18 protein-coding genes are annotated in these 21,565 nt (G+C 42.5%); 9 read left to right on the top strand and 9 right to left on the bottom strand.

Going from position 1 to position 21,565, the window contains the following annotated elements; genetic code table 11:
* Positions 1-4: 4 nt before the first annotated feature.
* The 5 genes from K9E37_RS04055 to K9E37_RS04075 form a co-directional block, all read right to left on the bottom strand.
* Positions 5-1,342: an ATP-binding protein gene (locus K9E37_RS04055; RefSeq protein WP_248893085.1), complete on the bottom strand. Its 1,338-nt coding sequence runs from the start codon at positions 1,340-1,342 to the stop codon at positions 5-7.
* Positions 1,343-1,622: 280 nt separating this feature from the next.
* Positions 1,623-2,447, bottom strand: coding sequence for a 6-phosphogluconolactonase (gene pgl, locus K9E37_RS04060; protein WP_248893087.1), 825 nt, complete (start codon positions 2,445-2,447; stop codon positions 1,623-1,625).
* A 54-nt stretch (positions 2,448-2,501) separates the two neighbouring features.
* Positions 2,502-3,443, bottom strand: a complete 942-nt coding sequence (locus K9E37_RS04065; RefSeq protein ID WP_004109831.1) for a glucose-6-phosphate dehydrogenase assembly protein OpcA — start codon at positions 3,441-3,443, stop codon at positions 2,502-2,504.
* Complete coding sequence (zwf, locus tag K9E37_RS04070) at positions 3,440-5,020, bottom strand: glucose-6-phosphate dehydrogenase (RefSeq protein ID WP_012913784.1); 1,581 nt, start codon at positions 5,018-5,020, stop codon at positions 3,440-3,442. Before zwf ends, K9E37_RS04065 begins: the two co-directional genes overlap by 4 nt.
* Positions 5,021-5,123: 103 nt before the next feature.
* Positions 5,124-7,544 (bottom strand): acyltransferase family protein, encoded by a 2,421-nt coding sequence (locus K9E37_RS04075; RefSeq protein ID WP_081378953.1) that lies wholly within the window; start codon positions 7,542-7,544, stop codon positions 5,124-5,126.
* Positions 7,545-7,865: 321 nt separating this feature from the next.
* Here K9E37_RS04075 and K9E37_RS04080 point away from each other — a divergent pair, with 321 nt between their 5' ends.
* The gene (locus tag K9E37_RS04080; protein ID WP_004105658.1) at positions 7,866-8,360 is read left to right on the top strand and encodes an inorganic diphosphatase; all 495 of its coding nucleotides are present in this window, start codon (positions 7,866-7,868) and stop codon (positions 8,358-8,360) included.
* Between the two features lie 149 nt (positions 8,361-8,509).
* Here K9E37_RS04080 and K9E37_RS04085 read toward each other — a convergent pair whose 3' ends face one another.
* Positions 8,510-9,301: a hypothetical protein gene (locus K9E37_RS04085; protein WP_004109821.1), complete on the bottom strand. Its 792-nt coding sequence runs from the start codon at positions 9,299-9,301 to the stop codon at positions 8,510-8,512.
* 240 nt (positions 9,302-9,541) lie between these two features.
* Between K9E37_RS04085 and K9E37_RS04090 the strand changes: the two genes are divergently transcribed.
* From K9E37_RS04090 to valS, 4 genes are all read left to right on the top strand, one after another.
* Entirely contained in the window at positions 9,542-10,333 is a 792-nt protein-coding gene (locus K9E37_RS04090; protein ID WP_248893089.1) for a response regulator transcription factor, read from the top strand.
* Positions 10,333-11,007 carry an endonuclease III gene (gene nth, locus K9E37_RS04095; protein ID WP_004109815.1) on the top strand — a complete coding sequence of 225 codons (675 nt, stop codon included), beginning with the start codon at positions 10,333-10,335 and terminating at the stop codon, positions 11,005-11,007. The genes K9E37_RS04090 and nth overlap by 1 nt, the downstream gene beginning before the upstream one ends.
* Before the next feature lie 130 nt (positions 11,008-11,137).
* Positions 11,138-12,625 carry an ABC transporter substrate-binding protein gene (locus K9E37_RS04100; protein WP_338085952.1) on the top strand — a complete coding sequence of 496 codons (1,488 nt, stop codon included), beginning with the start codon at positions 11,138-11,140 and terminating at the stop codon, positions 12,623-12,625.
* 48 nt (positions 12,626-12,673) lie between these two features.
* A complete protein-coding gene (gene valS / locus K9E37_RS04105; RefSeq protein ID WP_248893094.1) occupies positions 12,674-15,457 on the top strand; it encodes a valine--tRNA ligase in 2,784 nt (927 codons plus the stop codon).
* Positions 15,458-15,552: 95 nt separating this feature from the next.
* Here valS and K9E37_RS04110 read toward each other — a convergent pair whose 3' ends face one another.
* Together K9E37_RS04110 and relB are read right to left on the bottom strand one after the other, a co-directional pair.
* Positions 15,553-15,819: a type II toxin-antitoxin system RelE family toxin gene (locus K9E37_RS04110; protein WP_012913788.1), complete on the bottom strand. Its 267-nt coding sequence runs from the start codon at positions 15,817-15,819 to the stop codon at positions 15,553-15,555.
* Positions 15,803-16,039, bottom strand: a complete 237-nt coding sequence (relB, locus tag K9E37_RS04115) for a type II toxin-antitoxin system RelB family antitoxin (RefSeq protein ID WP_041160461.1) — start codon at positions 16,037-16,039, stop codon at positions 15,803-15,805. The genes K9E37_RS04110 and relB overlap by 17 nt, the downstream gene beginning before the upstream one ends.
* 112 nt (positions 16,040-16,151) lie before the next feature.
* Here relB and argS point away from each other — a divergent pair, with 112 nt between their 5' ends.
* Entirely contained in the window at positions 16,152-17,948 is a 1,797-nt protein-coding gene (gene argS, locus K9E37_RS04120) for an arginine--tRNA ligase (RefSeq protein ID WP_248893096.1), read from the top strand.
* 257 nt (positions 17,949-18,205) lie between these two features.
* A complete protein-coding gene (brnQ, locus tag K9E37_RS04125) occupies positions 18,206-19,762 on the top strand; it encodes a branched-chain amino acid transport system II carrier protein (RefSeq protein ID WP_100066718.1) in 1,557 nt (518 codons plus the stop codon).
* A 113-nt stretch (positions 19,763-19,875) separates the two neighbouring features.
* On the opposite strand, the gene K9E37_RS04130 is transcribed toward brnQ, so the two are convergent.
* Entirely contained in the window at positions 19,876-20,223 is a 348-nt protein-coding gene (locus tag K9E37_RS04130; RefSeq protein ID WP_004574134.1) for a phenylpyruvate tautomerase MIF-related protein, read from the bottom strand.
* Between the two features lie 84 nt (positions 20,224-20,307).
* Here K9E37_RS04130 and K9E37_RS04135 point away from each other — a divergent pair, with 84 nt between their 5' ends.
* Complete coding sequence (locus K9E37_RS04135) at positions 20,308-20,814, top strand: GtrA family protein (RefSeq protein ID WP_033888629.1); 507 nt, start codon at positions 20,308-20,310, stop codon at positions 20,812-20,814.
* Positions 20,815-20,848: 34 nt separating this feature from the next.
* Positions 20,849-21,541 carry a histidine phosphatase family protein gene (locus tag K9E37_RS04140; protein ID WP_004105630.1) on the top strand — a complete coding sequence of 231 codons (693 nt, stop codon included), beginning with the start codon at positions 20,849-20,851 and terminating at the stop codon, positions 21,539-21,541.
* Positions 21,542-21,565: the final 24 nt, after the last annotated feature.

Below are 21,565 nucleotides of genomic sequence, written 5' to 3' on the forward strand. Positions count from 1 at the left end.
CTTTTTACAATACAGAAGCCATGTAGTACGGTAGGTAAAGCAGTTTGCCTTCGCGCTTAATTTCTCCGTGGTGAAGCACGATTCCTTCGCTGCTGGTTTTACTAAAAGCTTCCATAAAGTTTGTAATTGACTTTACATTTTTACTGCTGCCAGATTTTACTTCTATCGGAATAATCTTGTTATTTTTTCTTAAGAGAAAATCTATTTCCATTACTGTCTTTTTGGTATTGGTATTTGTTTTTTTGTAAAAATACGCGTTGTGTCCATTTGCTTTTAGGCACTGTGAGACAATATTTTCTATTATCATTCCTTCATTAATGTGTAATTTGTCTAGCAGAATTGCCTTATAAAGTTCGTTTTCTAGGTAAGGCTTATCTTTGTATGCTAACGAAGTTAAGAGTCCTGTATCCATCATGTAGCATTTGAAAGAAGGATTGATAGTAGATAGATTCAAAGCTACACTCGGATCTTCAACGCTGTTTGCAATGTTTACTATCATCGCTTCTTCAAGCCAGCGTATTGGATCCCTATACTCTTTAATGCGCGCGTTGGAATCTACGTGAGATAGCATGTAACGTTTGTCATGTTTGGAAAGCTCTGCTGGAATTCTATCGAAAAAATTAGTTACGTAACTAGGGTTTTCTTCTTCCTGGTCTTGCATATCTTGCTTATAAAGATTGATTATTTGTTGTTTAGCAAAGTCAACCTTCGCAAAATCTTTTGTATCAACATATGCTTGAACAGCTTGTGGCATTCCTCCAACCAACATGTACTCTCTAAAAGACTTCATTATGCTCTGGTGCATACTGCCCATAGGTTTAAGTGATTCAAAGTGATCTTTAATAGTAGGGAAAATCATGTTGTTATTGTTCGCTAATAAATACTCTTCATAGTCAAGTGGAAGTACTTCTAGCGTGTACTCTTCTGAGGGTATGAGAATATCCTTGCTTTTCTTTGTAATAGAAGCAAGTGAGCCTGTTTCAATGTAATCATAGCGAGCGTCTTCAAGCAGAGTTTTTATTGCTTGCCGAGCTTGCGGAAATAGTTGTATTTCGTCAAGTATTATAAGAGATTCTCGCTTATAAAGTCTGGTATTATAAGCTAACTGTATTGTGTTAAATAGAGTATCTAAATCTCTTAGACTGTTTATAAAAAGTTGCTTAATGTCTTCTTCGGTTTGATCGAAACGAAGAAGAATATAAGACTTATACTCTTCTTTGCCAAGTTTTTCAGCTAATGTTGTTTTGCCAACTCGTCTTGCTCCTTTAAGAAAAAGCGCATAATTTGGCGCATATTCATGCTTCCATTTCAGCATTTCTTTGTATATTTTTCTATCAAACATGCGATTTTTGTGCTCTTTCTTTTATTACAAATTTGTGCTTGATTTGTTCAAGTGTTGCCGAGTGCGGTTTTCCTTGTAATTTCAACGGTTTTATAAAGATTTTCCCAAATGCGACATATTTTGTCAAGCAGATTTTCCCAAATGCGCCATGTTTTTAGGGGTCGATTTTCCCAAATGCGCCATGTTTTGAACACGCTATTTTCGCATTTGCGCCAATTTGTGTAGCGCATTTAATCTTTGACTTGCTGAATATTATGCATATTGCTAGAAAACTATGCAGTTATTCAATAGCAGCTTGCAAAGTTTCTGCGGTGGTTAGCCAAGAGATTTCGTCTGTTCCGTTTGCAAAAGACGCAGGATATTCAGGATTATTAGCTCCCGAAAGTGAATTCATTAAAGCAGCGCCCTTTTCTGCTCCGGCAGTCAAAAACCAAGTGCAGTGACTGTGAGCTAATACAGGAACAGTAAGAGTTAAGCGCATAGGCGGCAACTTAGGGGAGTGATTTACTCCAACAACAATGCGATCGCGATTATTAACCTGCGGTAATCCTGGGAAAAGTGAAGCCATATGCGCATCCGGCCCCATACCGAGAATTGCTAAATCAAACACTGGCTCTTTGCCAAGTATGCTCACAATTTCTTCCTCATAGTTGCGCGCTGCAGCATCTAAAATAGCGTCATTTTCAGCGTCGCTGGCTGCTGCAATTTCCTCCGCATTACGCTCATCTGCAGGCATTTCGTGAATATGAGATTCTGCCAAAGCTTTGTTAGAAGTAAGTAAGTTAAGAAACATTTCGCGAGCCTTGCGTGCATTGCGATCCTCGCTATCATAAGCTACGAAACGCTCATCTGCCCACCAAATATGCACTAAATTCCAATTAATTGCTGGTAAAAGTGGATTGCTAGCAAGCATTTGGAACATGCGTATTGAATCTGTACCACCAGTAAGAAGTAAATGGAATGGTTTATTGAGATTTTGCACATCATTCTGTGATTCCATAATAAGAGTCACCAAGCGTTGGGCTGCAACAGCTGCAAGCACATCGCGATTATCGTATCCGTAAATACTTGCGTTATGCGCAAAAGTAACTTCATTATTTGTCATAGTTGTTCCTTTTATGCCATTGAAAATGTTTCACGAATTGTTTCACGTAATGATTCACGCATTTTCTGCAGGATTATCTCGCACCAACTGCGCGTAAATTTCGTCAGGATCAATGCGTCGCAATTCTTCGCTTAAGCAATCATCCAGAGTGCGAATAGGAAGCGCAATAGGTTGTGCAGCCTGTCCAGGCAGACTAATCAAAGCTTGATCTCCGCCAGCAGGGCGAGTGAGTGACAATGTGCCATCCTCGCGTTCTAAAGTTACGGAAGTAATAGCTTGAGCTTCAGGATTTTCAACTATTTCTACAGGAACATGCAAGCTACTCTTAAGCCAAGCTGCCAGTAAGTGCAAAGATACGTAATGAGTAGGACCCACAATCTTCGCGCTAAGAATAGGCAAATGTGGAGGTTGATCGAGCATAGAAGCAAGTAACGCGCGCCAAGGAGTTAAACGCGTCCAAGACAAATCTGCATCTTGCGGAGACCAGTTTTTGCGCAAGTTTTGCACAGTTTTAAGAGTATCGTCTGCTCGCTGTGCGTCAGTAATTCTGCTACTTGCCATAGCTCCAAGCAAATCGTGAGCAGGATCTTCAGGAGCGTTTGTTGGCCACCATGCAACAATCGGCGCATCTGGCACGAGTAGTGGAATAACAAGCGTATCCGGATGACGAACTAAACCGTTGTGCGGATACAAAATAATAATTTCACCAGCTCCAGCATCTGCGCCAAAACGCACTTGAGCATCAAGATTTGGCACAACTTCACCGCGCTCAGCAGCGTGTTCGCTAGACCAATCTCGAACCATTGCAATAACTCGGCAAGGATGCTCGCGACTAGCTGCGTTTGCTGCATCAAGTGCATGCTCTAATTCTTTAAGAGTTGTATCAATAAGCAAAGTGAGCACTCGACCAGTAGCGGATTCGCCGCGCTCTTCGTGCAATTCGTCGATTTTTGCTGCAATTTTGCTTGTATTGGTATCAGGAAGGTTGATAATCATGGCAATCTCCAATGGCGATTATCTCGAGCAAGCATAGCATCAGCTTCTGCTGGACCCCACGTTCCAGCGCGATACGGTTGCGGTTGTGTGCCAAGCGAACTCCAGAATTCCTCAATAGGGTCAAGAATTTTCCAACTTAAATCTACTTCTTGCGTAGTTGGGAATAGCGGTGGTTCGCCAAGAAGTACGTCAAGAATTAATCGCTCGTAAGCTTCAGGGGAACTTTCAGTAAAAGAGCGTCCGTAACTAAAGTCCATAGAAACGTCTCGAACTTCCATAGCTGTGCCGCCAGGAACTTTTGCGCCGAAACGCATAGTAACGCCCTCATCCGGCTGAACTCGAATCACAATAGCGTTACTGCCAAGTTCGCGCACAGCAGTAGACTCAAACGGCAAATGCGGAGCGCGCTTAAAAATAACAGCAATTTCCGTAACGCGCTTGCCTAAACGTTTTCCGGTTCGCAAGTAGAACGGAACTCCAGCCCAACGGCGAGTATCAACGTCAAGTCGCACTGCAGCGTACGTTTCAGTAGTGCTTTGAGGATCAATGCCTTGTTCTTCCAAGTATCCAACAGCTTTGTAAGAGCCCTGCCATCCTGCTGCATACTGTCCTCGAGCAGTGTTGGCAGCCAAGTCTTGAGGTAGTCGGATTGCAGATAATACTTTTGTTTTTTCAGCAGTCAAATCGCTAGCGCGGAAGCTTACAGGCTCTTCCATAGCAGTAAGAGCCATAAGTTGAAGCAAATGGTTCTGAATCACGTCACGAGCAGCACCGATTCCGTCGTAGTATCCGGCTCTTCCGCCAATGCCAATATCTTCAGCCATCGTAATTTGCACGTGATCGACGTAATTTGCGTTCCAGATCGGCTCGTACATTGCGTTAGCAAAGCGGAAAGCCAGCAAGTTTTGCACAGTTTCCTTGCCTAAATAATGGTCAATTCGGAATACAGAATTAGGATCAAAAACTTCAGAAACGACGCGATCCAATTCTCGTGCGCTTGCTAAATCGTGGCCAAAAGGTTTTTCAATAATTACGCGTCGCCAAGCATGCTCAGAAGAGTGCGAAAGACCTGATGCTGCAAGCTGTTGGGCAACAACTGGGAAGCTGGAAGGCGGAATAGACATGTAAAAAGCGTGATTTCCGCGAGTACCTCTGTCTCGATCAAGTTCGTTCACTGTTTTGCTTAAACGCTCAAACGCGGACGCATCGTCAAAGGTGCCGCGTACGAAACGTATGCCTTTAGCGAGATTAATCCAAGTTGACTCACGAAATGGCGTTCTGCAATGCTGCTCAATATTTTCGCGCACAAAGTTTACGAAATGTTCATCCGTCCAATCGCGTCTCGCAAAACCAGTTAAACCAAATCCTGGAGGCAAAAGCCCGCGATTAGCTAAATCATATACTGCTGGCATAAGTTTTTTGCGTGCTAAATCGCCAGTAATGCCAAAAATTACTAGGCTGCACGGACCCGCAATGCGAGCTAAACGCAAATCACGCGGATCGCGCAGAGGATTCGTCCAAGTAGATACGCTTTCCCCAGCGTCTTGCGAATCACGTAGTGTCCTCAACTCAGTCATAGATACTATCGTAATATTTCGTAGCTATTTTCACCACGCAAAACGCAATTTATTATGCTTAATAACAGTATTAAAAAGTTTTAGCGCGTTATAACTCTAATTTTCAGCCGCCGCATACAGCTAAACGAATCATCTTCGCGTATTGTGGACCGCCGATTGGAGTTAAGTGAACTCCATCGTCAGTCAAATATTCCGAGTGACCATTACTCAAACCATGCCAGTCTATAATGCCAACATTATGATGAGTTGCTGCGAACTTGCGTAAGCTATCGTTCGTTGCATCCTGCCAAGGTTGCGGAACTCGTGTGGTAACGAAATAAACAGGTCTACCTTTTGCGACATCAACCATGTGTTGAAGCACGCTATCGTCATGAGGAGGACCGTTGGTTCCAAGAGCGAAAATCACCACATCTCCAGCGTGTTTTACCGAAATATCTTTCTCGTATTCATCAGCTCCGTGGAAAATTTGTCTACTCACTTTTCCATCTATATAAGCGTTAGGCATAACTTGCATCAAATATGGTTTAGCGCCTTCAGTAATAGAATCTCCAACCATAGTTAAGTTTACGGAACAAGTATTGCGTCGTTTGTCGATCCGCGTATGAGTAGTAACAAGATTTCGTGGAACTTTTTCCGCAATAGGGAAGAGAATGCGATACTTCGATGGTGTAGGTGGAAGAGACTGTTTTACTACATTCTTTTGCACACCTTTTGGAACTGCTTTTTCTTTTGTTTCTTGCTTAGAATTAGTTTTGTCAAAAGCAGTAGGTTTTTTATTTGACGATGAAGATTGCTCTACTTGTGCTGTCAATTCTGGGCGAAGCTGCATTGACCTATGCTTAGCTATATCTTGCCAATTTACTGGCAAGATAATTAACGACACAATAATTATGCAGCACAAAGTTAGTGAGACAGAGCGAATAAGCTTAAATAATTGTTGATCTTGTATTGGCTTTTCAAATAATTGATACAAGCATTCTGCAAGTGCAACTATTACTAGTGCTTGCAAGACTTGCTCTCCTGTAGATACAGCAGTTGTTCTATTTGCTGGGTTGAATAATTCAAGAACAGGGAAGTGAACTAAATAAATTGCAAAAGAGCGTCTGCCGATATAAGCGAGCGGAGCCCATGCAAATATTCTCGAGCAAATATTATCAGTTTGCGTGCAAGACCACAGTATTAGTGTGCAAGCGGCTGCTGTTATTGTGTATCCGCCAAAAACAAATACTGAAGATGTGCCTTCTGCATACACGAAGCAGTAGCACAACACAATTGTTGCCAATAGTCCAATGCAAGATCTCTGCCATGCATGAAGTGGATTATAAAAAACAGTTTTTGGCTTATTGAATGCGTTATTTGGAAGTTCTTGTATATCTGGAGCTACGCTATTATCTGATAAATCAATTTGTAATCCTTCGCGCAAGTCAGCAGGTATTCCATCTTCAGCAAATACTTTTTCGTTATTTGCGTAGGCTTTATCTGATTTTTTCGTTAGTGCTGAATTATCTACACTACTATCTGCATTACTATCTAACTTAACTGATGAAGCTAAGCTGACCGATATGTTCTTTTTGCCCATCAGCAAATGTAATGCATGAATAAGCCACGCGTGGAATGAATGTTTGGCAAACCAAGCACCGTACATTGCTAGCATTGCACCCATTAAGAATTCTGATGCTCTCGTATCTAGAGAATAGTAGACGCGAGCTGGAGTTGTGTAATTGTTAAATAAGTAGGCAAAAGTAAAAGTAAGAATAGAAGAAAGTATGGCTAAGCCTGCTGTGATATACATGCGTATTAGCTTGCTACGCACGAATTTAATAAGTGCAGCAAGGATAATAGGCCATATAACAAAAGCCTGCATTAAAAGTCCGAGATACCAAAGATGTTTGATAGGAGAAGGTAGTCCGGACTGTTCAAAATATGAAAGCTTACGAGCAACATACATTATATTGCTAAAGAATCCGGAGCCTGAAAGAGCATCCGCTTGTAACTTTGGTAGTAGACTTGGCGAAAAAAGCCACATAATTGGTGCTGTTATAGCGATAATTCCAAGTGTTGGCGGCCAAATTCTTTTTACGCGCTTTAGTAAATACTCCCAGTAATGCCTGATTCCTTGAGTATTTTTATTATTATCTTCGATATTTTTTGCATTTTTTGCGTTTTCATCTGCGTTTAAATAGCGCAGAACTGATCTCGTGCAAAAATATCCTGCCAATACCAAAAACAGTGTTACTCCAAGGAATCCTCCCATAAGAAGGCTTGGACGCATATGAAAGCATACAATACCAATAATTGCTAGAGCTCTTAAACCGTCTATTGCTTTATTTCGCTTCGAAACAGTATTTGTAGGTAAAGTAGATGATTGTTTATTTTCAGCTTTTGCGCTATTAATAGTTTTTTCTACGGTATTATTTGCGTTTGCTGAAAGATTAGTTGAGGTCGTTTTACTAGCATTTTTTTCTGCAGGAACCTTCTTTGTTTTGAAGGATTGACCTGCTTGTGAAGCAGTGGAAGTGTTCACGCATCTCTTTTTTGTCATCTTGCCTACGCTTCGGTAACCATACTGGTATGTATGCAACATATCGTGTGTAAAACGTAGCAATAGTAACTGTGTATTGAGACACTTTTATAGCTTAAAGCGTGTCTTGTTGCTATGCCTAGGATGTGTTAGAAATATGTGATTTTATGCTACTTCTGTAAGTGATACAAAACGTTTATTATTTAACGAAATTTGTTAACAAAATTTTGTTTTATATGCTCTATTGCTGTCGTTCGTCGGTGCGCGCTAAAGTGAGATAGAACAGTTATATGAATTGTTATTAAAGTTATCAAAGGAGCCAATATGGCAGAAACTTTTAACGTTGTGGTAGAGATTCCACGCGGTTCTAAGAACAAGTATGAAGTGGATCACGAAACTGGTCGCGTATTCTTGGATCGCACCCTTTTCACAGCTATGGGTTATCCAGATGATTACGGTTATATTGATGGCACTTTGGGCGAAGATGGCGATCCACTCGACGCTCTTGTTATGATTCCAAATTCTGTGTTCCCAGGATGCGTTGTTGAGTGCCGCGCTGTTGGCTTGTATCACATGGTTGACGAAGCCGGTGGAGACGACAAGGTTTTGTGTGTTCCAGCGGACGTTCGTTTCGACGACATCAAGGATATCGATGACGTGAACGAGTATCACAAGGCTGAAATCAAGCACTTCTTCGAGCAGTACAAGGCTTTGGAACCAGGTAAGGAAGTTCTTCCTGGTGACTTCTGGGCTGGCGTTGAGCAGGCTGAGAAGGAGATCGTTGCAGCTCGCAAGCGCTTGGAAGAAAGCGAAAAATAAGTTTCGCTTTTAATGAGTAAAACAATAAAAATTAAAAGTTAATAAATAAAACGTCGAAGACACATACTGTGTTTTCGACGTTTTTATGTAAGTGCGTGCTGCTTTCAGAAGTAAATTAAAACGTAACGTTGCATACGCTTTTAATAATTTTAAGCAGCTACTAGCATTCCAAGGCCTGCAATATACACGAGTATCCCTGAAAGCATTATTGGCAATATAGAAATAGCGATATCGTGTGAAACTATTCCAGTTTCGTATTCTTCATAATTGTTGCGAACCCATAAATATGAAAGTCCTGATAGCGCGATTAGCATAAATATGCACAGTACTATAACGAGTATTCCACCGTCTAAATTGCGAAGCGATGGCATAAAGCTAATAATTGACGGCAAAAATAGCCAACCCGGAAGTGCTGCACAAGCAATACTTGCAGTAAGCGTGTGCGAAAGATTTCGTACTAAATTTGTGCGATTCTCGCGCAGCATTTGCCTCAAGAATGTTACAAATGTTGCTGCTACAAGAATTAGAGCAAAAGATACAGCCCAGCGTTCGTAAGGGTGAATTGCAGCAATGAACTTACTCATTGACACAGTTTCGTTATCAATAATGACGCTTTTTGGTAGCCATCCCTTTAATACTCCGGTTGCAAACCATGTAGAAGCAATTCCTGCGCATAATGCAATAGCTCGGTCAATTACATTTCCGTGCAGTGGCCACAACGCTATAAATGTAAGCATTATGATAAGGCATAATATAAGTGTTATTTTTGCTGTTGCGATTGGCAATATTGCTGCAATTGCGAGAAGTACTACAACAAAAATTTGGCTTACAAACATCGCTAATGCGTTCATGCTAGGTATACGGGTATGTTTTTGAACATTTACGCAAGAATTATCATTTTTCTGCATCTTGTCATTGCAGATACGTGTTTCATTGCTCATACACACTCCCTAGTGCCGTAATTTTATATTTATAAAGCGTAATATGTCCGTAAAACATTAACAAATTACTTTGTTTATTTACTAATGTAGCCTATAACCTGCACTGCGCTTTATTGTGTTGATATTTTTTATCTTTGGAAAATGCAAGTGTTGCGCTTATCGCTATTTTTCGCAGTATGGTTTACAATTCCTGTAAAGGCTGAATTTGCTACTACATCAATTGTTTGTTGGAGGCATCATATGACTGATATCACATTGATGACTTCGTGTGCTTCTCCCTCTTCAGTTTTACCTTCACTTACTTTGTTATCTCATAAAGTGCGTTTACTTTCTTTGGATACGTCAAGTTTGGCAAAACTGCCCGCACAAACCATTCTTTTGCTTGATGCGCGTGAGGATTTAGCTCTCGCTAAATCAATGTGTTCTTCTCTGCGTGTTGCAAATATTACGGTTCCTGTCATATTAGTTATAACTGAGGGTGGTTTTACTGTAATAAATCCTTCGTGGAACATTTCTGATGTTGTGCTGACTAATGCTTCTCCTGCAGAAGTAGAAGGTCGTTTGCGTTTGGCTTCTTTGCAACACGGATCTTCTGATGATTTATTTGTGCATTCGCAAGGCTCTGAAATTGATGATTCTTTCAATTCAGACAATGGAACTATGCGTTCTGGAGATCTCGTTGTAGATATGCGTAGCTACACAGTGAGTTTGCATGGTCATCCTGTTGATTTAGCTTATAAAGAATTTGAATTGTTGAAATACTTTGTGCAGCATCCGCGCAGGGTGTTTACTCGCACTCATTTGTTGCAAGAAGTATGGGGCTACGACTACTACGGTGGCACTCGTACTGTAGATGTCCATATTCGTAGGCTCCGTGCAAAACTTGGTGTTGAATATGAACATTTGATTGGCACAGTGCGTAATGTTGGCTATCGCTTCGATCCTTCGGAATCAGATGAGAATAGCGAGATTTCCGAAAGCAGCATTGAAGATGATTCTGAAAATGATGCAGATAAGCAGTCTGCGCAATAATGATTTATCAAAGTTCTAATATGCGAGAATCAAAACAAGCGAAATTAGCTCGTATTTATGCAGAGTACGATTTATTGTGCAAAGAAATACCGGAACCTAAGTGTGCATTAAATTTCAAAAATCCATTTGAGCTACTAATTGCTACTGTATTAAGCGCGCAAACTACAGATAAGCGTGTGAATATCGTGACGCCTGAACTCTTTTCTATTTTCCCCAACGCGAGTTCTTTAGCTGCTGCTCCTGTATCTCAAGTTGAGTCAATTATTTACCCTCTCGGATTTTATAGAGTAAAAGCACAGAACATTATTTCATTATCTGCATGTTTGCTTAATAATTTTTCTGGTATAGTGCCATCAAATATGGAAGCTTTAATATCGTTGCCAGGTGTTGGTCGTAAAACTGCCAATGTCGTTCTTGGCAACGCATTTGGATTACCGGGGTTTCCTGTAGATACTCACGTAATACGTGTTACAGGTCGTCTTGGTTGGCGTAAGGTTCAGAATCGTCCAAATCCTGTTGCTATTGAGCGCGAAATAACTGCTTATTTTGCTCCTAAAGAGTGGACTAATCTCTCTCATAGACTTATTTTGCATGGCAGAAAAATTTGCACTGCTCGGAACCCAAAATGTGTTTCATGCCCTTTAAATACAACATGTCCGTCGGCAATTATTTAAAGCGTGTTGTTCCCAATTCAGATATTGATATAGACTGTAGGTTATGTCAAGAACAGGCAAATATGCGTGTCACGCTTCCAGGTCATATCATACTCGTACTAGTGCAGACTGGATACCATGGGTTGTGTTTGTGGTTGTGTCTGTAATAATGAGCGGCATTTTGTGGTGTGGATGGCAAATGTACCAGGGTCATTCGCCTTTTGCTGCAATAATGCATCCAGCTAGTAACTCAGTGCTAAAAGTTGGTCTACGTACTGCTCCTGAATCTCTTGATATTAGAAACGACGACAGTGACGCTTTACAGCAAGCTTTAATTGGTAATGTTTACGAAACTCTTGTTAAACGTGGCGATTATAATAGTTTGCAACCAGGTCTCGCGAAGTCATGGGATATTTCGAAAGACGGCTTAACATATCGTTTTAATTTGCGTCAAGGTGTGCATTTCTCTAACGGTAGTGAGATGACTTCAAATTCCGTATTACAATCTTTGAAACAAGGCATCACAAATAATTATCCTGGTTATAGTGCACTTACAAATATTAAAACTGTTAATAATCCGGATGATTACACTTTAGTAATTACACTTAATAATCCAGATGCTTTACTTCTACGTCGTCTTGCTGGACGTGTTGGCATTGTCTATGACACAAAATCGATGATCGACTATGCAAGTGCTGCTCTTGGCACAGGTCCTTTCACTGTAAGTGACTACAATAAAGGCAATTCTTTAGTATTACTTCGCAACGATAAATATTGGGGAACCCCTGCTTCTTGTGCAAGTATTACTTTGCAATATTTCAATAGCGATACTGCTCTAGCTGAGGCAATGGAAAAGGGCAATATTCAAATGGCAGTTCCGCTTGAAGGTAACGAAAATAAGCGTCTTGCTGCTGTTGCTAATACGCAAATGGTAGAGGGTCAGAGCACAAGAGTGCGATTTATTGCAATAAATACAACAGTTTCGTCGATTTTCTGCGATGAGCAGGCTCGTAAAGCTGCGAGATACGCTTTGAATGCGCAAACTGTACTTGCAGCTGATGGCAATGGTGGTGTTCCAGTAGGAGGACCTATTGACCCTCTTTCAACTGGTTATGAAGATTTAAATGGATTGTATCCTTATAATCCAGGCAAAGCTGCTCCTTTGTTCCATTACTTTAGCGCAAGCTATTTAGGAACTATTAATTTTCTTGTTCCACAGGGCGAAGGTGGAGTTGGGGGCGAGCTTTCAAAACAGATTAGTTCCGTGAGCGGTTTTAAGGTCAATCTTGAAGAAGTTGATCAACAAACTATGCGTAAGCGTATTAGTGAAGGTAAGTATGATCTTGCGCTTACTACGAGCAATCGTACTTTAGATGAAGGCATGTTTGCAGAAAGCGGTTCTCCGTTCGTTTTGCAAGACGCGCGTGCTCAACAAGCTTGGACCGATGCGGTTCATTCTAAGAATGCAAACGAATATGAGGCAAATGCTCGTGCATATGCGCGCGAAGTAAGCAATAATGCTGCAGCTCACTGGTTATATGCTCGAAAGAGCATTATGGCTGTAAAGTCTAATGTAAGCGGCTATACGAAAAATATGACGGATCAGCTTCTGCCATTGCAGAGCATAGTGGTGAAATAGAAAAGCGTAAGATTTGCGTTGTCGCGCTGAGTTTCTAATATTCAGTTCATGAGTGAACAGGATAATAACGCAGTAAAACACGCACATTTAACACCATTGCCTAACAAGGTTGGTGTTGATGGTCTTGAAGACAAGTGGCGTAGTAATTGGGACGAAGCTAAGACTTACGCATTCCATAATTCTCGCGACCGTAAGGCCGTATATTCTATCGATACTCCACCTCCAACCGTTAGTGGTCACTTGCACGTAGGTCACGTATTCTCTTACACGCATACGGATGTCATTGCGCGATATAAGCGCATGCAAGGCTTTGACGTGTTCTACCCAATGGGTTGGGACGATAACGGCTTGCCAACAGAGCGCCGAGTACAAAATTATTACGGCGTTAGAGTGGATACTTCGTTGAAGTATGACCCTGATTTTAAGCCGCCTTTTGAAGGTACTGAAGGTAAGAAGATTGAGGCAAAAGATCAGGTTCCTGTAAGCCGACAGAACTTTATTGAACTTTGCGAACGCTTAACTTCTCAGGACGAGAAGCTTTTTGAAGCTTTGTGGCGTAGGCTTGGTCTTTCTGTGGACTGGTCGCAAACTTACCACACTATTGGTGAGCAGCCTCGCCGAGTTGCACAAAAAGCATTCTTGCGCAATCTTGCTCGCGGAGAAGCGTATCAGAAAGATGCTCCAGGCTTGTGGGACGTTACATTCCAGACTGCTGTTGCTCAGGCTGAGCTTGAATCGCGCGAATATCCTGGTTTCTACCATAAGATTGCGTTCCGTTTTGAAGATGGTACGCCAATCTACATTGAAACTACGCGCCCAGAATTGCTTGCTGCGTGCACTTCTTTGATTGCAAATCCAGAAGATGAGCGTTATAAGAAGTACTTTGGTCAGGAAGTTTATTCTCCACTGTTTAAAGTGAAAGTTCCAATTTTGGCGCATTCTGCTGCTCAAATGGACAAGGGCGCTGGCATTGCAATGTGCTGCACTTTCGGTGATGTAACCGACGTTGAGTGGTGGCGTGACTTGAATCTTCCAACTCGACCAATTATTCAGCGCAACGGCCGCATCGTTATGACCACTCCTGATTGGATTACGGACGAGTCCGGCCGCGAAATGTTCGAGAAAATTGCTGGTAAAACCACGTTCTCTGCTCGTAAGGAAGTTGTTGAAGCTTTACAAGCAGCTGGAGATATGGAAGGCGAACCAAAGCCAACAAAGCGTATGACGAACTTCTACGAAAAGGGCGATAAGCCTTTGGAAATCGTCACTTCTCGCCAGTGGTACTTAAAGAACGGCGGTACGGACGAAAAGCTGAATGCTGAGCTTATTGAGCGCGGCAAGGAACTTAACTTCCACCCAGACTTTATGCGCGTGCGCTATGAGAATTGGGTTCACGGCTTGAATGGTGACTGGCTTATTTCTCGCCAGCGCTTCTTCGGCGTTCCATTCCCACTTTGGTACCCAGTAAATGAAAATGGGGAAGTGGATTACGAGCATCCTTTGACTCCTAGCGAAGACCGTTTGCCAATCGACCCAACTATCGATGTGCCAGAAGGATTCGACGAATCTCAGCGTAACCAGCCAAACGGCTTTACTGCTGAGCAAGACATTATGGACACTTGGGCAACATCTTCCTTAACTCCGCAAATTGTGACCCGTTGGGAAGAGCCAGGTGAGGAAAATCAAGCTTTGTTTAAGTCTACTTTCCCAATGGATTTGCGTCCACAAGGCCAGGATATTATTCGTACTTGGCTGTTTAGTACTGTTGATCGTGCGCATCTTGAAAACGGCTGCTTGCCTTGGAAGCATGCTGCGCTTTCTGGTTGGATTCTTGATCCTGACCATAAGAAGATGTCTAAATCTAAGGGCAATGTGGTTGTGCCAAATAAACCAATCGAAGAGTTTGGCGCGGATGCTGTGCGCTACTGGGCAACTTCTGCAAAACTTGGCTTGGATGCAACTTACGACGAAGGTCAAATGAAGATTGGTCGACGTTTAGCGATTAAGCTTTTGAATGCTACGAAGTTTGCGCTCGCAATTGGTCGCGAAGATGATGAGCATCAGGTTCTTGAGTCTGCTAGCGCGGATTGGGATTTTGCAGACGTTACGGAAGTTTTGGATCGCTCTGTTATGGCAAAGCTTGCATCCGTTATTCGTACTGCGACTGATGCGCTTGAATCTTACGAGCATTCTAAGGCTTTGGAAGCAATCGAAACATTCTTCTGGGAGTTCTGTGACGATTACATTGAGCTTGCAAAGAATCGTGCTTACGGTACTGCAGAATCCACTGGACGCACTCCAAGTGAAGCTGCTGTGAAGTCTGCTCGCACAACTCTTGGTCTTGCACTCGATGCTTTGGCTCGCTTGCTTGCTCCTTACTTGCCTTACGCTACTGAAGAAGTGTGGAGCTGGATGCATGACGGCGAAGGATCCGTGCATCGTGCTAGCTGGCCATGCGCTAAGGCGTATGAGTCTGCTGCAAACGGAGTTTCTGCAGACACTTTGGCTTACGCGGGTGAAGCTTTGGCTACTTTGCGCAAGATTAAGTCTGAAGCAAAAGTTTCTATGAAGACTCCTATTTTGCAAGTAACTTTGAACGTTGCAGAAAACGCTTACAAGGCTGTTGAGGAGACTTTGGATGACGTTGCTGAAGCTGGTCGCGTTACTGGAGAAGTAAAACTTAACGCTGTTAAGGCTGCAGTTGCTGGAGATTCTTCTGCTTCTGCTTCTGAATCTGAATCTGCTTCTGATTCTGCAGAATCTGATGCAGCTAACGTAAACGTTTCAGTTGCTCAAAGCGAACTCGGCGAAGCTCCTGCAAAAAAGAAGTAGTTGCAAGTAATCGAAAATAATGAATCGCAAAACAAAAGCGCTGGAAGTCAATCTTCGACTCCAGCGCTTTTTGTGTATTTAAGAACTAAGCATAATCACTTATTATAAATCCTGCTGCGATGGTCAATATCCACAACAAAAACGGTCAGTACATTATTTTCAATTGCACAAATTATTCTGTAATCCCTTACTCTATATCTCCAAAATCCCGAATAGTTGCCAGTTAGTGCCTTGCCTCTGATTCGAGGATTGTCGAGATTGCTAATTTCGCGAAGCTCCTTAACGATTTGCTTGGCAATCGTTTTGTCAATTTTCCCTAGCTGTTTTTCAGCTCTTTTAGATAAATTAATCTTCCAAATCAAGGCGCTTCACCACGTCGTCGAGTGGGGATGTTTCTAATTCTCCACGTTTGTATGCTTCAATATCTGCCATTAGACCATATTCATGTTCAAGTTCATCAATTTGAGCTTCTAGTGCTTGATTCATGTAAAATGAACGGGTGCGGTGAGTGGTTTTAGCGAGCTGATCATAACGATCTAAAACGTTAGAGGGTACTCTTAATCCTGTAATTGTTGCGACCATTTTTAATCTCCAATGTAAAACATGTAAAACATATATTACCTTACACTCAGAATAATGCAATCCAATGGGTTGTAATCGCGAAGCATCGCGCGGTAACGCTAGACTGTAAACCATGAATCCAGAAAGCTTAAGTGAATTAATTGAAAAAATTGCTAAAGATTTAGTAGCAAGCGGTAAAGCTGGCAATCTAACAGAAGATTTGATTCCTGCTGCCGAAAAACTTGCAGTTATGAGGCCAAAAGATCGCGCACACGGCGATTGGGCTACGAATGTTGCTATGCAACTCGCTAAAAAAGCTGGTATGAAGCCTCGCGATTTAGCTGAACTTTTTGCCGAGCGTTTGCAAGAAGCAGAAGGTATTGCGTCTGTAGAAGTTGCAGGTCCTGGCTTTATTAACATAACGCTTGATTCTGCTTCTGCGGCGGCGGTCGTAGACGAAGTCTTAAAGCAGGGTGCGGCTTTTGGCAAGAATACGCATTTGAGCGGCAAAACTTTGAATCTTGAGTTTGTATCCGCAAACCCAACTGGTCCAATCCACATTGGTGGAACTCGCTGGGCTGCAGTTGGTGATTCCATGGCTCGAGTTTTGGAAGCGAACGGCGCAAAAGTTGTGCGTGAATACTACTTCAACGATCATGGCGAGCAAATCAACCGTTTTGCAAAGTCTTTAGTTGCTGCAGCTCACGGCGAAGAAACGCCTGCAGATGGTTACAAAGGTGCGTATATTAACGAAATTGCGGACGCTGTTATAAAAGAAGCGCAAGCAGACGGCGTTGATGTTCTTTCCTTACCTCGAATTGATCTTGGAAAAGACGAGGAAGGATTGCCTCTTGGCGAAGGCGATTCCGAGCAGCGCGAAGAGTTCCGCAAGCGCGCAGTTCCAATGATGTTTGCGGAAATTCGTAAGTCTATGCGCGATTTTCGTGTTAGTTTCGACGTGTGGTTCCACGAAAACAGCCTGTACGAGGATGGCGAAGTTGAGCGCGCTATTGCAGACTTGCGTGAGCGTGGAGATATTTTCGAAAAAGACGGCGCAACTTGGTTTGAATCCACTAAGCATGGCGACGACAAGGATCGCGTAATTATTAAGTCCGACGGAAACTACGCTTACTTTGCTGCTGATATTGCGTACTATCGCAACAAGCGTCACCGCGAGCAGAATCCTGCAGACGTAGCAATCTACATGCTCGGCGCGGATCATCACGGATATATTGGCCGAATGATGGCAATGTGCGCGGCTTTTGGAGACAAGCCAGGCGAAAACATGCAGATTCTTATTGGTCAGCTTGTAAACGTTATGAAAGATGGTAAGCCTGTGCGCATGAGCAAGCGTGCTGGAAACGTTATTACGATTGACGATTTAGTTGATGCAATTGGCGTTGACGCTTCGCGCTACTCGCTTGCTCGCACCGACTACAACACAAGCGTTGATATTGATTTGGATTTGCTTGCTTCTCACAGCAACGATAATCCTGTGTACTACGTGCAATACGCTCACGCACGCAGCTGCAATGTGGCTCGCAATGCGGCTGACGCTGGAATTACGCAAGATGGCGCTGATTTAAGCTTGCTTAATACCGAGGCTGACGGCGAAGTGTTGGCTGCTTTGGCTCAATGGCCTGCTGCTTTGGCTCAAGCTGGCGATTTGCGCGCTCCTCACAGAGTTGCGCATTACCTTGAGGATTTGGCAGCAAGTTACCACAAGTGGTACAACCTTGAGCGTGTTGTACCAATGGAGTTAACTGACCCTGAAAATCGTTTGCCAGAAGCCGAGCGTGAAGCTCAGCGCATTGCAAAGTGCCCAGAGCCAGCTCGTGCTGCAGCTCGCTTAAAGCTTAACGCTGCTGTGCGCACAGTTATTGCAACTGGTCTTGATTTGCTTGGAGTTTCTGCTCCAGAAAAGATGTGATTTTGCTTATTTTATATAAGATTTAGAGCAAAGCTATAGAGCATTTTTGATTACATAGGACGTTGGTAGCTTGCCAGCGTCCTTTTTTATTTTTTATTAGAGACACGCACGAATTATAAGTTTCTATCGATTAAGTACATGCAATTTATTAATATACCCTCTAATATTATTTTTGCTTTAAATCCACAAAATTACAAAGTAAGAGATTTAGCTGAATAGTATGTAAATACAAATTTATCCTTATGGGAGGTGTAAGCATGAGCGTCACAACACAAAGTGTCAGCACAGATAGTGCCCCGAAAAAAAGGAACTTGACCATTATTGAGTCAGCGTACGTGGCGGTCATGTTGTTTGGTATGTTCTTTGGCGCAGGAAACCTGATTTTCCCTGTGTTCCTTGGAGCTAATGCAGGAACTAATTTCGTGCCTGCAACAATTGGCTTTATTGTTACTGGCGTTGGTTTGCCATTGCTTGGTGTTACGGCTCTTGCAATGAGTCGTGCAAACGGTCTTTTTGAACTTTCTAGTAAGCCGAGCAGAAAATACGGCATGTTCTTTACTTGTGTGCTGTATTTAACAATCGGACCATTCTTTGCAATTCCTCGTTGCGCAACAACTTCGTACACTGTTGGTTTGGAGCGCGTTATTCCACAAGACGGAAACGGTCAATTGTATTTGTTCTTGTTCTCTGTGGTTTTCTTCGCGTTAGCATTCTTCTTTGCTATGAAGCCTAGCGGAATACTTACATGGGTTGGTAAAGTTCTTACGCCGATATTCCTGGTTTTCTTAGGTATTCTGGTATTTACTGCACTGTTTTCTCCTGTAAGCGGCGCTTCTGCGGATGCTGCTCCTATAGGGAAGTATGTTAATGAATCATTCTTTACAGGATTCTTAGATGGCTACAATACAATGGATGCTTTAGCTAGCTTGGCTTTTGGCATTATAGTTGTTAGTACTATTCGATCCTTTGGCGTAAAAGACCCTAAAGATGTGGCAGTGAATACTGTGCGATCTGGATTCTTTAGCTGCTTGCTTATGGCGTTGATTTACGTCGCAATTGTTGTTGTCGGTGTGCGTAGCCGTGCACTGTTTAAGCCTGCTGAAAACGGTGGCGTAACTTTGGCGCAAGTTGCACGCTACCATCTTGGAAACGTTGGTTTGCTTGTTCTTGCTGCAACTGTTACTCTTGCATGCTTAAAGACGGCAGTTGGTTTAATTGTAAGCTGCTCGGAAACCTTCTCTAAGTTATTCCCTAAGGGTCCTAGCTATCGCGTTTGGTCTGTGTTGATTACGCTTGTTTCGTTTGGCCTTGCAAACTTTGGTTTGAGCACAATCATCGAATATGCAGTTCCAGTATTGATGTTCTTGTATCCACTGTCAATCGTATTGATTCTTTTGGCTTTGTGCGGTCGACTTTTTGGAAATTCCAAAGTCGTGTACGCTTGGACGCTTGGTTTTACTGGTGTTGCAGCGGTATATGATTTTTTGAATAGTTTGCCACAAGCTTTACGCAGTGCATTGCATATGAACGATATGTTGGTGGTTGTTCAAAACTGGCTACCGTTCTCAGAATTTGGCATGGCGTGGGTTTGCCCTGCTGTTGTTGGATTTGTTGTTGGTTATGTCCGCATGGTTTTATTTGAAAACAAGGACATGGAAGAGGTGGCTCGTCTAGCTGCTGGTCCAGATCTTGAAGGCAGTGTTGCTAGCGACGATTATTATTCTTCAAGCGATGCTGAGTTTAACGAGCCTGCTGACTTCGCTGTATCCGCTAAGTCTACTGTTGACGAACCTAATTTTAGTGAGCAATCCTAAAGTTTTGTAGCGTCGCGTAGACGTCATAATAATCGCCATATTTTGATGCGTATTTTACGTAACAAGATATGGCGATTTTATGCGACTTGCTAATTGAGGCTTGCGACTTGCGCCTAGAAGTTGCCGCCGTTCCAACCCCAGTCAGTAGTTGCAGTGTAACGAATATAAGTGCGATCCTGTGGAATCCCAAGCTCTCGCTCTAAAGCTGCCATAATCTGCTCAGTTAACTTTTCCCAAGCAGACCCTGGCACGCTGGAACCAAACACGTTCACCTCAACGTAAGCTGCAGGCTTAGTATTGTCTCCTGCAAAATAAATCGGCATATTGTCCTCGAATGGGCACATGAGCCAATGCTCGCTTTTTCCTGGAACTGCGCTAATTGCTTTGCCATAAGCAGCTTTTAATGCGTCGCGCTGGGCAGGTGTTGTGCTTACAGAAACATGAGTATGAATAACTGGCATAATCGCTCCTTTGCTAAATTTGGTAAGCTTTATTACGTAACAATTATATGTTATTTGTTAGCAGCCGCGTGTTTAATGGATATTATGAAAAAGCTTATTGAACAGGTTGTAAAGTTTGGAATTGTTGGCATTATTGCCCTTATTATTGACGTTGCGTTACTCAATTTATTAATGCTTGCGCACTTAAATAATGTGGTTGCGGGTACGATTTCTTTCGTAATCTCACTTATCTTCAACTATATTGCCAGTATGAAATACGTCTTTAAACATCGTGAAGATATGGCAAAGTGGATGGAGCTTCTGATTTTTGTTATTTCCGCAGTTATAGGTTTGCTTATAAACGATTTGATTATTTGGGCTAGTACGTTAGGAATGGTTGAAAGCTTACGCGGATCTGCAGTATACGTTTTGCGCACAAATATAGGAAAACTTGTAGCTACTGTTGTTGTTGCTGTGTGGAATTTTGTTATACGAAAGTGGCTGCTCGATGATACTAAATCTCAACAGCCTGGGTATGTTGCGCAAGAAGATACGAGTTTTGCTCACCGCTTGGGAATGTGGTCGCTTAATCATACAAAAAACCGCAAGTAATTGGTTTAATCTTTTAAACAGAAAGTAGAACGCAATGCCAGCTACGACAATTCATTTTGTGCGTCATGGAGAAGTTGATAATCCAAATCACGTGTTGTATGAGCGTCTTCCTGGATTTCATCTTTCGGCTCGCGGAGTGAGGATGGCGCAAGCTACAGCAAAATATATTGCCACTGTTCCGCAAATGCGCGGAATTACTGCAATTTATTCGTCTCCTCTTGAGCGGACTCGTGAAACAGCGCGTGAAATCGAAAATGCTTTGCGCAATATTGCAGATTCTGCCTATGTAAAAGCGCACTGTGATGAAGATTCTGCGCAATCTCAAGAAAGCGACATTATTTTAGATAAACGCTTAATTGAAGCTGGAAATAATTTCCGCGGAAAACGCATAGGCTACGGTGAAGGCGCGCTGTGGAAAAACGACAATTGGAAGCTTGTTGCGAATTTGTGGAAGCCAAGTTGGGGAGAAAGCTACCGCAGTATTGCTACTCGCGTTGGTGATTTTGTGCGCGAGCAGGTTCGTAAGCATCCTGGTGAGCAAATCGTTGCAGTTACTCATGAGTCGCCAATCTGGTCTTATAGACACCTACTGGAAACCGGTCACGCTGAACATAATATGCTTCTTCGTCACACGGCTTTAGCTTCGATTACTTCTATTACTTACGATTGTGAGACTTTGCGTGTGCTTTCAATTACGTATGTTGATCCTGCTGGGCGAGTGAAGTAAGTAACATATAATGCGAAGGAGCAT

Origin of the sequence: Gardnerella swidsinskii (assembly GCF_023277705.1) — a bacterium.
In the GTDB taxonomy this organism is placed as follows: Bacteria; Actinomycetota; Actinomycetes; order Actinomycetales; family Bifidobacteriaceae; genus Bifidobacterium; species Bifidobacterium swidsinskii.